Source organism: Sorangium sp. So ce385 (genome assembly GCF_051474135.1).
Classification (GTDB): Bacteria; Myxococcota_A; Polyangia; order Polyangiales; family Polyangiaceae; genus Sorangium; species Sorangium cellulosum_D.
In genome coordinates, this window is sequence record NZ_CP150337.1 from 11,346,158 (window position 1) to 11,358,711 (window position 12,554).

Below are 12,554 nucleotides of genomic sequence, written 5' to 3' on the forward strand. Positions count from 1 at the left end.
GGAGCTCTCGTGGACGGACGGCGAGGCGCCTGCCGTCCCACGGCGCGGCGCCCGGGAGGGAGCCGGGTGTCGCTGGCCCCTTCAACCTGGGTAGACCGCAGGGGGCCCGGTTCGGGCACGGATCGATGTCGATTCTTGCCCTTTTGTTGTCGCTACATTTTTGCAGCCCAGCGCCGTGTGCTCCGGAGGGGGTCGCGATGCGCGCGTCCTCGGCGCTGCGGCGGTGAGCGGCGTGCGCAGCCCGCTCGCGGAGGGCCGGCGTCGAGCGCGCCCTCCGCGGCGGGGCCGCTCACCGCTCGCGGAGCGGCCTCCCGCCGCGCGCTCGCTCCTCGCCCACCATGCGCCCGATGCAGTGCTTGAGGCCCGCCTGGAGGTCGGACAGCGTCGTGATCTCGGCGAGGTCGAGCCCGAGCGAGACGACCGTCTGGGCGACGCTCGGCCGGATCCCGGTGATGATCCCCTCGGCGCCGAGGAGCCGGATCGCGCGGACGAGATCGACGAGGTAGCTCGCGGTCTTTGTGTCGACCGCCTCGACCCCGGTCAGGTCGAGGAGCGCGAAGCGGGCCTGGGTGCGCACGACGGCCTGGAGGAGGCTGTCCATCACCTCCGCGGTCCTCGCGCTGTCGACCACGCCGATCATCGGGAGCGCCAGCACGCCGTTCCAGACCTGGAGGATGGGGGTCGAGAGCTGGCGGATGACCTGCTGCTGCCGCTCGATGAGCGCGAGCCGCTCGCGGAGCTCCAGCTCCGCGCGCCGCGACTCGGTGAGATCGAGGGTGATGCCGACCACGGCGTCCACCTCGCCGCGCTCGTCCTCGATCGGGACGAACCAGTTCTCGAGGGGCTTGCCGTTGGCTTCCGAGATGATGTGGAGCGGCTCCCCGCGCAGGGCGCGGCGCAGCCCCGCGGTCTCGTGCTCCTTGTAGACGTCGAAGACGCTCCGCCCGACGAACTGGCCTGGCTTCACGCCCGTCCCCGAGAGGCCCTTGCCGTCCAGGTAGGTGAACACGCCGCGGGCATCGGAGGCCCAAACGATGATCTTGAGGTTGTCGACGAGGGCGCGGAGGATCGCCTGCTGCTCGACCATTCGCCGGGACGCCTCGACCTCGGAGGTCACGTCGCGGCCGATGCACAGCACGCCGGCCGATGCTCCGCGGGGATCGAGCACGCGGTGGTGAGCCCACGCGCACGCCACGTGGCCGCCGTCGCTCCGGGTGTGGCGCAGGCGCCGCTCCCCGCTGTCCTCGTCGAGCAGGCGCTGCCATACGCCCTCGTCCTCGGGCGTGGGGAGCAGCTCGGCGATGGACCGGCCGACGGCTTCCTGCCTCGGGACGCCGAGCAGCCGCGCGGCGCTCTCGTTCCATTCGGTGATCGCGAGATCCAGGCCGTACTCGACCACCGCGAGCGGCGATCGGGCGAGCGTGTGCACGTGTTCCGTCATCGTCAGGAGCGCCGTCCGCCGGGCGCCGGCGGCTTCGGCTGCGCGCCAGCGTAACCCTGGGCACCGTTGGCAGATCAAGCCCCGATGGAGGGCTGCGCGGGCGTGGAGACCACTTCTCGGCACGGCGCCCCCGCTCGTCCGACAACGTGCGCGGGGCGCGGCGCCGCGGGGACCCGGCTCCGCGGGCCGAGCAGCGGCGCCTCGCGCCTACGGGGTTTCGGAGCCAGGGACGAGCGTGGGAGGGGCAGAGCTCCCGAGGGCGGCCAGCGGCGTCGCTGCGCGTTCGAGGCCAGCGTCGATCGCCGCTGCCGCGGCGGGAGCCGTCGCGTTACGGCGAGCCGCCGCCGACCTCGGCATAGCCAGCGTCGCCACCCGCGCCACCCGCGCCCGAGGTCCCCGGCCAGGAGCCGCCCACGCCGACGGTCGAGGTCTCAAAGCCACCGGCGCCGCCGGCGCCCCCTTGGCCGTAGTAGTATTCGCTCGGGTCTTCGTAGACGTCGATGTTGATGTTCAGCTTGCCGTTGAGCCACAGCGCGCGGTCCCCGATGCCGAACTGATACTGAGCCCAGGTCGTCGACTGCGGCGAGACGTAGGTGTAGACCGTCTGGCTCGACAGCAGCGTGGCCTCCACCTCCGTTGCGGTCCCGCCTTCGACCTTCTCGAAGCTCCAGCCCGGAAGCAGGGTGACGTTGTACCCGCCCTGCTCGATATCGACGAGGATGGAGCTCGCGTCGGGATCTTCGTCCTCGCTATTGACGGTCAGGACAAGGTTGCCGGGATACGAGGCACCGCCGCCGCTGGTGACGACGCCCACGCCCACGTTCTCGTCGTAGTAATAGTAGTAGCCGCTCCGGATCTCGAACGTGGCATTGCGCAGCCGATACTGCGCTCCGGACGGCGCCTCCGCCGCGAGCGGCAAGCTGATCGAGCCGAACGCGTCGTCGTCATTGCCAGCCTGCGCGGTGCAACCGCCGAGCCCGGCCACGAGCGCCATGCCGGCCAACGCGAGCGCCCCAAACCCCCTGAACGTCTTCATCATTCTTCTATCCTCCTAACAAGCTACCGCTCGGGACCACCGGTCGCGTGTGCCGCGGTCTGCCGCGGTTCCGAGTACGGCCACTGGTAAGAGCAATTCGCGAACCAACCTGGAATTGCGGGGGATCGCGTTCCCTTCTGCGGGCCTGCGGCCATCATGGCTCAACCTGGCTCAGCCAGATTGTGCCAGCGGCGCGCAGGTCGCCCAACCCGGGTCGGGTCGCGAGGGTCGCTCAACCCGGGTCGGGTTGGGCTCAACCCGGGTCGGGTCGCGCGAGGGTCGCTCAACCCGGGTCGGGTTGAGCTCAACCCGGGTCGGGTCGCGACCCGGGTCGGGTCGCGCTAGCCCTCGCCCGCGCGCCCTCCACGTGCCTTCAGCCGTACGCGCAGCGCCTCCACCACATGATCCCGCAGGGCGGCGGTCTTCTTCGGCAGGTGCCGGCCGCTCGGGAACACCAGGAACACGCCGCCCACCGGCATCGCCCAGCGCGGGAGCACGCGGACGAGCGCTCCGTTGAGCACGTCCTGCTGCGCCAGGAACGCGGGGAGCAGGCCGATCCCGGCGCCATGGCGCACCGCCTCGCGCACGAAGAACCCGTCGTCCGCGAGCAGCCGGACCCGGAGCCGCGCACGGGCGCGCGACGCCTCGTCGCGCCCAAACGGGCTCGTCCCCGCGAGCGCGACGCAGTCGTGCTCCGCGAGATCGTCCAGCGTCCGCGGCGTCCCCCGCGCGGCCAGGTAGGCAGGCGAGGCATAGAGCTGCATGTCCAGATCGCCCATCTTGCGCGCAACCAGCGTCGAGTCCCGAGGCTTCTTCACGAGGAACCGAAACGCAGCGTCGTACCCCTCCTTCACCAGATCCACGGGCCGGCTCGACAGGTGCATCTCCACCGCGATGCGCGGGTAGCGACGGCAGAAGCCGGCGAGGATCTCCGCCAGCACCTCGGTCCCAAAGTCCGCCGTCGCGGTGAGGCGCAGCAAGCCCGACGGCTCGTCCGCGATCTCCGGGAGCCCGTCGATCGCCTCCGTCAGCGCCTTGAGCCGCGAGCCGAGCCGATCGATGAGCGACTGCCCCGCCGTCGTGAGCGCCACGCTGCGCGTCGTCCGCTGCAGGAGGCGCACGCCGAGCGACGCCTCCAGCGACGCGATGCCCCGGCTGACCGTCGACTTGGGCACACCCAGCCGGCGCGCCGCCGCCGTAAAGCTCGCCGTCTCGGCGACCGCCGCGAAGACAGAGAGGTGGTTCAGGTCCATTGTTCCCATTTCGGAACACACTAACCAACATTTGCTCGTTGAACCAGATCCGAGACAGACCCAACATCCGCTCAACCTCGTCAACAAGGAGCCCTCACCGTGTCTCAGCCTCTCCTCGTTACCGGCGCCGGCGGCCAGCTCGGGCGGCGCGTCGTCGATCTCCTGCTCGCGCAGGGCGCGGGTCCCCTCATCGCCACGACCCGACACCCGGAGACGCTTGGCGAGCTCCGCGCCCGCGGCGTCGAGGTGCGGCGCGCCGACTTCGACGCTCCCGCCTCGCTCGCGGAGGCGTTCGCCGGCGCGGCGCGGCTGCTGCTCATCAGCACCGACGCGCTGGATCAACCTGGCCGGCGCATCGCGCAGCACCGGGCCGCGATCCAGGCCGCGGTGAAGGCGGGCGTGCGGCACGTGGTCTACACGTCGTTGACCAACCCCGGGCCGGGCTCGCCGATCACGATCGCGCCCGACCACCAGGCCACCGAGGACGCGCTCGCGGAGAGCGGGCTCGGCGCCACCGTCCTGCGCAACAACCTCTACGCCGACTTCCTCGTGGCCTCGCTGCGGCGCGCGCTCTCGACGGGCCAGCTCGTCGCCGCGGCCAGCGACGGCAAGGCCGGCTACGTCACGCGCGAGGACTGCGCCCGCGCTGCGGCCGCGGCGCTGTCGGCCGATTTCGACGGCAAGCGCGTGCTCGACATCACCGGCCCGACCGCCGTCTCTCAGGGCGAGATCGCCCGCATCGCCTCGGAGCTCACGGGCAAGCCGATCGCCTACGTCCGCGTCCCGCGCGAGGCGCTGGAGCAGGGCATGCAGCAGGCCGGCGTGCCCGCCAAGGCAGCCACCCTGCTCGCCTCCTTCGACGAGGCGATCGCGCGCGGCACGCTGGATGTGGCAACGAACGCGGTGGAGGAGCTCACCGGAAGGCCCGCCGAGGACGTGCGGAGCTTCCTCGCCCGCCACAAGGCCGCCCTGCTCACGCCGGTCGGGCCCTGAGATCGCCGCCGACCTTGCGTGGGGATCCTCAACCTCGGTCGGGTCGCTGCGCTGCGATCCTCAACCTGGGTCGGTGTGCGATCCTCAACCTGGGCCGGTGGGATCCCCAACCTGGGTCGGCAAGCGCCCAACCTGGGCCGGGTCAACCTGGGGGATCCTCAACCTGGGTCGAGCGCCCAACCCGGGTCGGGTCGGCGGGGATCCTCAACCTGGGTCGGGTCGGCGCCCCGGCGGGGATCCTCGACCTGGGTCGGGTCGGCGCCCCGGCCGGAGACAGGACAGCCGTGTTTGCGCCGGATCGCTTACGCTGACCTCCCGGCATCAGCCGGGAGGAGGCGTGTTCATGCGTCGATGGTCCGTTCTGCTGTACGCTTCAGCCGTCGTTGCGTGTGGTTCGGGGGACGAGTCGCCGAGCAGCAGCGATGCAGGCTCCGGGGGAAGCGGCGGTGGAGAAAGCAGTGGGCTACCTCACGCATTTCGCTACGGAGTCAACCTCGGTCACCGCAATGCGGCCTGGGGCGACGACAAGGAAGGGACGCTCGCGGCGCGAGCAGGCGTCCGCAGCCTCCGCGTCAAGCTCCCAGCGGCGCACCTCGAGACGTGGGGATACGATATCGAGCTCGGCGATATCCAGTCGTATGCGACCCTGGGCATGGCCGACCACATCGGGTTTCTCATTGGCTCCGAGTCGGTTGAGCTGACGACGGCGCCGCCCGGCGTGGCCGACTGGCAGAACGAGCACTATATCCCGAAGAGCCTTTACGAGCCAATCTTCGCGGCCGACGGAACGGTGAACCCGAACAACGCGTGGGCCTCCTACGTGTATCGGACGGTGGACACCTACAAGACCTGGATCCGTGTGTGGCACGTGTGGAACGAGCCCGATTGGGTGGCCGACTGGCACGTCACCCAGACGTGGGCCACCGAGCCGCCGAAGGCCGCCGATCTCCCCCGGTTCAACGGATCGATATTTGATTATATAAGAATGTTGCGCGTCACGAAGGAGGCCGCGCGCAAGGCGGATCCGAGCGCGCTGATCGCGACAGGGGGCATCGGATCCGCGGCGTTCCTCTCGGCCATCCTGCGCTACACCGACAATCCCGAGGGCGGGGCGGTCACACCGAGTTACCCGGAGAAGGGCGGCGCCTATATCGACGTCGTCGACTTCCACTATTACCCGATCTTCAGCCCGAAGAGCTCGGACGCGTCCGTCGACGACCTCCTCGCATCGAAGGACGCTTTCGCCGCGGCGCTTGCCGACGCCGGCGTGCAGGTGGAGGGGTGGAACGTCTCGGAGAGCGGCGCGCCGCTCGCGCCCACGCCGGAGTACCCGGAGGTGGGGAGCCCGGAGTATGCGCGCAATTACCTCATCAAGGTGATGACGTTGGCGCAGGCACACGGCATTGGCGGCGTCGACTGGTTCATCCTGTCCAACGGCGAGGAGGGGGGCAACGATGTGTTTGGGCACATGGGGCTCTACAACGACGTCGGCGCGCTCACGAGCGTGGACCAGGCGACCAAGACCGACCTCGGCAGAGCGTACACGACGCTGAACGATGTGCTCTTCGGCGCGTCCTATGATGACGGCGCGACGAAGGAGCTCGCGCTGCCACGGGACGCGCGAGGTGTGGTGTTCGAGAAGGGGGGCAAACGCCGCATCGCGCTCTGGGCCGTGACGCCGAGCAACACGGAGGATGCGTCGGCGAACGTCGAGCTCGTGACGTCATCGGGGTTCGATGTTCATGCATGGGACGGCGCGAAGACATCAGCCGACGCGCGCGACGGTAAGGTAACGCTCGCCCTCTCGGGCAGCCCGGTGCTGCTGGTTGAGCGATGACCCGAGACTCGACCCCGGTGAGGCCCGAGACCACCCGATAAACCAGAAGCACGCCCCGGGTTGACTGGGATCGCTGAACCCGGATAGCCCCTGATTTCTACCCAGTCAAGATTGACCGACGTCGTGGATGGCGACGTCGTGCGAATACTCTGCTGTCCGGTCCGCCCCTCTCCGAACGGACGTTCGCCCTCCTTGCCATAGCATCATGCGGCGCACCGCTCGATCTAGACCGCGAGCGCGGCGTCCGTCACGCTGGCGCCGTGAAACGTGCGCATCCACCACGTCCCTGCAGGGAATAAGACGCTGCGCACGCCGGCGCGCCACCGTTCGAGCGCCGCGCGGTACGACGCGCGAAACGTCCGCACAGCGGCGGAAGCGATTCGCCATGCGTCCTCCTGCCCCCGACCGACCGCAAAGGTCGGATTACGATCCCGCAGCGCCTCAAAGCTCGTGGCGCGTTCGTACGGGGAGACTTCGCTGGCTTGCTCGGCGCCAAGGAAACGATGGCCTTGTCGCTGAATCTCCGCATGTGCCTGTGCTTCTTGTCGCTCGAGCTCGGCGGCGACCTGTTGACGAAAGCCCTCCGCGCTGTCCTGCTCAATGAGCGGCGGCAACGCGATCGGGAGGGTCATCTCCGCGGGCCACTGCGGGTTCTCCGGATCCAGATACACAGAAGGACGCGCTGCGCGCAGCACGCCACGACCGAGCTCACGCACATCCACCTTGGCGCCCGGCCACTCACGCGCATGCCGAACGAGGCCAGCTGCCACGGGATTCGCGAGGACGTAGGCGATCTTCTCCACCAGTGCTGCGCGCGTCAGCAATTGTACTACGCTCGTCGCTTCGTGGTCCCAAACCGGCCCTTCCCACGTGCGGAGCACTTTTGTGCCGAGCGCGACGATACGATGGAAGAATTGCAGGAACCGCGGCAGTACGCCCTTCGTGTCGGTCACGATGATGTGCAGGTGCGTTGACATCGCGCAGAGCGCGTGCACCTCGACGCCGAAGCGGCGCGCTGATACGGCGAGGGTGTAGACCAGAAGCTGGGTGATGGCCGTGTCGGGACGTAAGAGAAGGTGTCGGCGCAGGACGCGGCGGGTGATCATGTAGGTGGCGCCGGGAATGATCTCGCGGGGCTGGCTCATGGCCAGGACACACAACAAGCTCCGTGCCGGGGGTCGCCGCGAATCTTTTCAAGGACTTGGCGCACGCCATGGGTGGCGGCCGCCAGGCGGTCGGCCCTGGTGGACGGCTCCCCTGCTATCCCGAGCTGGGTAGCAGGGGGGTACTGCCAACCGATGCTACCCCCGCTACCCTGACCCAGGTTGCTTCGCAACGCGGAGGGGCCCCAACCTCGGTGCAACCTGGGTCGGTCGCCCCGGGTCGCCCCAACCTGGGTCGGGTCGCCGCTCCCAACCTGGGTCGGGTCGCCCCCGCCGCTCCCAACCTGGGTCGGGTCGCCCCAACCTGGGTCGAGTCGCCCCCCCCCAACCTGGGTCGGGTCGCCAACCTGGGTCGGGTCGCCAACCTGGGTCGGGTCGCCAACCTGGGTCGGGTCGCCCAACCTGGGTCGGGTCGCCCCAACCTGGGTCGGTCGCAGGTCGGGGTCGCCCCAACCTGGGTCGGTCGCAGGTCGGGGTCGCCTCAACCTGGTTCGGGTCGCAGGTCGCCCCAACCTGGGTCGGGTCGCAGGTCGCACAATCCCTTTCGGGCGGCCTCCGCGGAGCGCGGGAAGCCGCCCCCTACCGCCCGCTCGGCCACGCCCCCCGCATGGTAGCGTCGTCTCATGGAGCTCCGCCTGCGCGGCCTCACCCACCTCGATCCGCTTGCGGTCCCCCTGCCCCACGGCACCGAGGTGACCACCCGCGTCGACCGCCTCCTCGGCGAGCGCCGCGTCCCGCAGGGCGCCGTCGGGCGCGTCGTCGCCTCGGCGGGCGCGGAGCTCGACGTGATGGTCGTCGGCGTCGGCGTCGTCCGCTACCGCCGCGACGAGCTCGTCCCGCGCAAGGCCGGACAGGTGCGGCACGCGGAGCGGCGCAGCGCCGCCTGGGACGCGCTCCGGCCCGCCGTCGTCCTCGAGGCCGTCGTGGGCTCGCGCGCGTGGGGGCTCGCGCACGAGGGGTCCGACACCGACCGGCGCGGCGTCTTCGCCCTCCCCTTCCCCTGGACCACCGGCCTCGCCGAGCCGCCGCGGGACCTCGTGAGCGCCGACGGCAGCGCCTCGTACTGGGAGGTCGAGAAGGCCATCCGGCAGGCCCTGCGCGCCGATCCGAACACCCTCGAGCTGCTCTTCGTCCGCACCGCAGAGGCGCGCGACGAGATCGGCGCGTGGATCCTCGAAGCGCGCACCGCGTTCGTGTCGTCGGCCATCTACGGCAGCTTCGGCCGCTACGCGCTCTCGCAGCTCAAGCGGCTCTCGCAGGCGCACCGGCTCGCCGAGCACCGGGAGCGCGTGCTCGACTGGCTCGCGGACGACCCGTCGCTGGCGCTCGACGACGTCGCCCGGAAGCTCGCCGCCATCAGCCCGCGCGCCGCGCCGACCGAGGCCGACCGCGAGCTCCAGGCGAAGGAGCACATCAAGCAGCTCTACCGCTCGCTCCACGACCAGGGCCTCCTGCCCGCGCGCGACTTCGCCTCGCTCGCCGGCTTCGCCCGCGAGGGCCGCACCTCGCTCGACCTGTCCCGCGATCTCCGCCCCAAGAACGCCTACAACCTCGTGCGCCTCATCGCGACCGCCATCCGCTGGCTGCGCGACGGCGAGGTCGACCTGGCCGTGCAGGGCGAGCTGCGCGAGACGCTCCTCGCCATCAAGGCCGGCGCCTGGCCGCTCGACCGGACGATCGAGCTCGCCGAGGCGATGACGCCCGAGCTGGAGGCCGCGCGGCTCGCGACGAAGCTGCCGCCGCACCCCGACGTGCCCCGCGCCGACGCGCTCCTCCGGCGCGTCCGCGAGGAAGTCGCGAGGCGCCACCTGGCCGCGGCGCCGGGCCCGCTCGGCAAGGACGCTCCCCCCGCGCCCGTCGCCGTCTGGGACGACGGGGGCGCCGGCCTCGCGCGCGGCGCCAGCGACGACGTCGAGGGCGACGGCGGCGGCGACGAGAGAAAGGACGAGGCATGAACACGCAGGTGCTCGAAGCACATCAGCAGGAGGTCGTGGCGCGCGTCATCGCCGAAGAGGAGGCGAAGCGGCCGCACCTCGTCATCGCCCTGAGCGGCGCGCACGCGTACGGCTTTCCCTCCCCGGACAGCGATGTCGACCTCAAGGCGGTGCACGTCGAGCCGACCGCGCGGCTGCTCGGCCTGCTCCGCAGCGGCGCGAGCCCCGCGCGCATGGAGGTCATCGACGGGGTCGAGATCGACTACACGTCGAACGAGATCCACCCCGTGCTCCTCGGCGTGCTCCAGGGCAACGGCAACTACATCGAGCGGATCCTCGGCCCCCTCCAGCTCCACGTCGATCCGGATCTCGCCTCGCTCCGCCCGCTCGTCGCCGAGGCCCTCTCACGGCGGATCTTCCGCCATTACGTCGGCTTCGCCACGAGCCAGCTCCGCGCCTGGGAGGCGGGGGGCCGCACGTCGGCGAAGAAGCTGCTCTACGTCCTCCGGACCACGCTGACCGGCGCCCACGCGCTCCTGACAGGCGAGATCGTCACCGACGTGACCGCGCTGCTCGATCTCTACGGCTTCAGCGCCGCGCGCGAGCTGATCGAGGCCAAGCGGGCCGGCGAGAAGTCGGAGCTCTCCGCCGAGGCCGCCGGCCGGTGGGCAGAGCAGATCTCCCGGGCCTTCACGACCCTGGAGGCAGCCCACGATCGCGCCGTGCTGCCGGAGGAGCCGCGCAACCAGGGCGACCTCGACGACTGGCTGCTCGCGCTGCGCAAGGCGCGGCTCTGAGGCGCAGAGGGAGCTTGAAGCGGTGCACATGCAGAGGTGCGCTCGGTGCGTCGCCTCGACATCGAGATCGAGGACGGGTCGAGGCGACGGGCGCGATGATCACCGGGACGTAGCAGCCCCACGCGCTGTCCACGCCTCACCGCGGCAGCGAGCAGCCGTCCCCGCACGCCATCCGGCCGTCGCTGCACCGCTTCGCCGGCCCCTGCCCCTGGCACGTGATCGGGCACCCTCGTCCGGTAGCGGTGCACGACACCGCGCACGACCCCGTGCAGGTCACCTCGCACAGTCCGACCTGATTGCACCTCACCACGCTCCCGTCTCCGACGACGGGGACGCACTTGCCCGCGTTCTCGCAGGTATACGAGCACCCCGCGCCGCAGGTCGCCTGGCACGTCTCGACATGACGGCAGTCGACGGCGCAGGCATCCGCACACCGCGTGTCGCACGCCTTGCTGTGATCGCAGGAGGACCAGCAGTTGCCGGCGCAGCGGCTCTCGCAGACGTCGCGCTCGGAGCAGCTCGGCCTGCAGCCGGGCGCGTCGCCGCAGGTGAGCTCGCAGCTCTTCGGCACGTTTCCCGGCGTGCCGGGCGCGCAGGTGCAGGGCACGCCCGGCTGGCAGCCGCCGGGGTCGGTCGCGCGCGCCAGGGAGCTCGCGGCGCGGGGGATCTCCTGGAGGGACACCGACGTCGGCGCGCCGCTGCCGGGAGCGTCGCCGGCGCCCTGGTTGCGCGAGCGCAAGAGCAGCAGCGCTGCCCCGAGGCCGACGCAGAAGAGGAGCACCGCCGCCCCGACCACGACGGCGAGCTGCGGCGGCGCCGCCGGCGCGCGCGGCCCTGGCGCGGCGCGCGCCCCCGCCGGCGGCTGACCCGGCAGCGCCGCAGCCGGCAGGGCCGGCGAGACGGCCGGCGCGGCCATGGGCGCGGCCGGCGCCGCCATGGCCGGCGGGATCGCGCCGGGCAGCGGCGCCCCCGCCGGCGGTCCGCCCGGCATGCCCCGGCCGTGGGCGCGCGTGCGCGCGTCGCCCTCGGCCGCCCCCGCCGTCGCGAAGGGGGGCTCCTCGCCCCGGCGCACGGCGCGCACGTCGGCGAGCATCGTTTGCGCGTTCGGGTAGCGCCGCTCGACCTGGAAGGCGAGCGCGCGGTCCACGACCCGCGCGACCCGCGGATCCACGCCCGGCGCCACGGTCGAGAGCGGCGGCGCGGGCGTCGTGCTCATCTTGATGAGGAGCTCTCCCTCGGTGAGCCCGTCCGCGTCGTGGAGCCGCCGGTTCGCGAGCAGCGTGAACATCGTCGCGCCCACCGCGTAGAGGTCGGCCCGCCCGTCCACGTCCCTCCCCAGGATCTGCTCCGGCGCCATGTAGCTCGTCGTGCCCAGCACCGCGCCCGTCCGCGTCTTCAGGCCGGCGCCGCCCTGCTTCATGCGCGCGATCCCGAAATCGAGCACCTTGAGCCGTCCGTCGCGCGTCACGAAGAGGTTGTCCGGCTTGATGTCCCGATGGACGATCCCGGCGTCGTGCGCGGCCCGGAGGACCTCGAGCAGCGCGTCCACGTGGGCGAGGATCTCGGGCAACGGGACGCTGCCGAGCCGCAACGCGCGCTCGCGCAGGCTCTCGCCGTCGAGCAGCTCCATCACCAGGAACGGCTCTCCCTGCTCGGTCACGTCGATGTCGAGGACCTGCACCGCGGCCGGGTGGCCGAGGCGCGTTGCGGCGAGCGCCTCCTGCTCGAAGCGGGCGCGGAGCTCGCGGGACACGGCGCCCTCCGGGTGCAGGATCTTGATGGCCACGCGGTGCCCCACGTGATGGGTGGCCGCGTAGACGGCCGCCATCCCGCCCGCCCCGATCAGCGCGTCGAGCCGCCATTTGCCGCGGAGGGTCGTCCCGACGCGGGCTCTCAGCCGCCGATTCTCTTCCTCTTCCGCTTCCGACATCGGCGCGGAGCCTAGCACGGGCCGCCTCGCGGCCGGCTCGACCGCCACGCCGGCTGGCCCGGCGTCACTGGCCCTCTCCGCTCATCGACGCTCGCGGATCGCGGCCCGTTCCCTCCATCGCGTGACACGCCCGCCCCGCGCTCCAGGGAGATCACCCCATGCGCGCTGCC

General features: G+C 71.4%; 9 protein-coding genes. 4 read left to right on the forward strand and 5 right to left on the reverse strand.

What is annotated here, in order from left to right; translation table 11 throughout:
• Positions 1 to 289: 289 nt before the first annotated feature.
• The 3 genes from WME83_RS41535 to WME83_RS41545 form a co-directional block, all read right to left on the reverse strand.
• Positions 290 to 1,441, reverse strand: a complete 1,152-nt coding sequence (locus tag WME83_RS41535) for a PAS domain-containing protein (protein WP_437315243.1) — start codon at positions 1,439 to 1,441, stop codon at positions 290 to 292.
• Positions 1,442 to 1,769: 328 nt separating this feature from the next.
• Entirely contained in the window at positions 1,770 to 2,480 is a 711-nt protein-coding gene (locus WME83_RS41540) for a hypothetical protein (protein WP_437315244.1), read from the reverse strand.
• 338 nt (positions 2,481 to 2,818) lie between these two features.
• A complete protein-coding gene (locus WME83_RS41545; RefSeq protein ID WP_437315245.1) occupies positions 2,819 to 3,739 on the reverse strand; it encodes a LysR substrate-binding domain-containing protein in 921 nt (306 codons plus the stop codon).
• Between the two features lie 90 nt (positions 3,740 to 3,829).
• Between WME83_RS41545 and WME83_RS41550 the strand changes: the two genes are divergently transcribed.
• Both WME83_RS41550 and WME83_RS41555 read left to right on the forward strand, forming a co-directional pair.
• Positions 3,830 to 4,723 carry an SDR family oxidoreductase gene (locus tag WME83_RS41550; RefSeq protein ID WP_437315246.1) on the forward strand — a complete coding sequence of 298 codons (894 nt, stop codon included), beginning with the start codon at positions 3,830 to 3,832 and terminating at the stop codon, positions 4,721 to 4,723.
• Between the two features lie 343 nt (positions 4,724 to 5,066).
• On the forward strand, positions 5,067 to 6,560 hold the full coding sequence (locus WME83_RS41555; RefSeq protein WP_437315247.1) for a hypothetical protein: 1,494 nt from the start codon (positions 5,067 to 5,069) through the stop codon (positions 6,558 to 6,560).
• Positions 6,561 to 6,784: 224 nt separating this feature from the next.
• Here WME83_RS41555 and WME83_RS41560 read toward each other — a convergent pair whose 3' ends face one another.
• Complete coding sequence (locus tag WME83_RS41560) at positions 6,785 to 7,705, reverse strand: transposase (protein ID WP_437315248.1); 921 nt, start codon at positions 7,703 to 7,705, stop codon at positions 6,785 to 6,787.
• Positions 7,706 to 8,346: 641 nt separating this feature from the next.
• Here WME83_RS41560 and WME83_RS41565 point away from each other — a divergent pair.
• A complete protein-coding gene (locus WME83_RS41565) occupies positions 8,347 to 9,678 on the forward strand; it encodes a DNA polymerase beta superfamily protein (RefSeq protein ID WP_437315249.1) in 1,332 nt (443 codons plus the stop codon).
• Positions 9,675 to 10,454, forward strand: a complete 780-nt coding sequence (locus WME83_RS41570) for a nucleotidyltransferase domain-containing protein (protein ID WP_437315250.1) — start codon at positions 9,675 to 9,677, stop codon at positions 10,452 to 10,454. The genes WME83_RS41565 and WME83_RS41570 overlap by 4 nt, the downstream gene beginning before the upstream one ends.
• A gap of 136 nt (positions 10,455 to 10,590) precedes the next feature.
• Here the strand turns inward: WME83_RS41570 and WME83_RS41575 are convergent, their stop codons facing one another.
• Positions 10,591 to 12,384 carry a serine/threonine protein kinase gene (locus WME83_RS41575; protein WP_437315251.1) on the reverse strand — a complete coding sequence of 598 codons (1,794 nt, stop codon included), beginning with the start codon at positions 12,382 to 12,384 and terminating at the stop codon, positions 10,591 to 10,593.
• Between the last annotated feature and the right edge of the window lie 170 nt (positions 12,385 to 12,554).